This window comes from Kitasatospora sp. NPDC001261, from assembly GCF_042896795.1.
Taxonomy (GTDB): domain Bacteria; phylum Actinomycetota; class Actinomycetes; order Streptomycetales; family Streptomycetaceae; genus Kitasatospora.
This window is the reverse complement of record NZ_JBIAXP010000082.1, coordinates 1-1,303: the sequence shown is the minus strand read 5'-3', so window position 1 is coordinate 1,303 and position 1,303 is coordinate 1. Positions and strand designations below refer to the sequence as shown.

The 1,303-nt window shown below is 70.1% G+C and carries 1 protein-coding gene; it reads right to left on the bottom strand.

What is annotated here, in order from left to right; genetic code table 11:
* Positions 1 to 40 precede the first annotated feature (40 nt).
* On the bottom strand, positions 41 to 1,258 hold the full coding sequence (locus tag ACFY4B_RS42615; protein ID WP_117484905.1) for an IS30 family transposase: 1,218 nt from the start codon (positions 1,256 to 1,258) through the stop codon (positions 41 to 43).
* Between the last annotated feature and the right edge of the window lie 45 nt (positions 1,259 to 1,303).

The window sequence follows — 1,303 nt, the reverse complement described above, 5'->3', positions numbered from 1 at the left end:
GGCGGTTTCCAGGGGTCGTTGCAACATGTGGTCGGTTTGATCAGGCCGCGACGAGTTTATGCAGGCGCTCGGCTGGGGTTTCCCAGCCGAGCGTTTTGCGTGGGCGGCCGTTGAGCTGGACGGCCACCGCCGCGAGGTGTTCCGGACCGTGGACGGACAGGTCGGTGCCCTTGGGGAAGTACTGCCGCAGCAGGCCGTTCGTGTTCTCGTTCGAGCCGCGCTGCCAGGGACTGGCCGGGTCGCAGAAGTAGACCGGAACGCCGGTGGCGACGGTGAAGCTCTTGTGGGCGGCCATCTCGCTGCCCTGGTCCCAGGTCAGCGAGCGCATCAGGTGTGCGGGCAGAGTCCGGACTGTCTCCGTGAGGGCGTCGCGCACGTGCTCGGCGGTGCGGCCATTCGGCAGGTGCAGGAGCATCACGTAGCGGGTGTGGCGTTCGACCAGAGTGCCGATCGCGGAGGCGCCGTCCTTGCCGATGATCAGATCTCCTTCCCAGTGCCCGGGCACCGCCCGGTCCTCCGCCTCGGCCGGACGTTCGCTGATCATGACCATCGGGTCGGTGAAACGGGGCTGGCGGCAGTTGGCCTGGCGCTGAGGCTTGCGGCGGGCCCGGCCGGAGCGCAGGGCGCCGGCCAGCTCGCGCCGCAGCTCGCCGCGGCCCTGGACGTAGAGCGCCTGGTAGATCGTTTCGTGGGCCACGTGCATCTCCGGCCGGTCGGGGAAGGTTCTGCGCAGAGCGTGGCAGATCTGTTCCGGGCTCCACTGCTCGTCCAGGCCGGCCTGGACGGCGGCCCGCAGCTCGGGGTTGAGAGCGATCTTCCCCGGCTTGGGGCGGGGGCGCCGTTCGTCCGCACGGGCCTGCGCGGCGTGGGGCCGGTAACTGCCGCTGTCGGGATGGCAGTTACGTCGGATCTCCCGGCTGATCGTGGACGGGCTCCGGCCCAGCTCGCCGGCGATCGCGCGGACGGTGGCCTTCTCCCGCAACCGGTCGGCGATGTGGATCCGCTCGTCCTCACGCAGATACCGGGACGGGCCGGACACGCCTGCGGGCGCCCACTCGGGTCGAGCGGGCGCCCGGAACCTGTTCGGGTTTGTCCGGCCGTTGCGCCACTCGCGTCCAGTCCGCTCGTGGACGCCGATCAGCCGGGACGCCTCCTTGTTGCTGTAGCCCTGTCGCACGAGCCGGAAGTATTCCGCCCGCTCGGCCCGGAGCTTCCTACGCCCCTGCGGCTTCCGCTCCCCGCGGATCTCGAAGTCCATCGCACCCCTTGAGCTGAGGTGTTGCGACGACCGTTAGAACCCAAG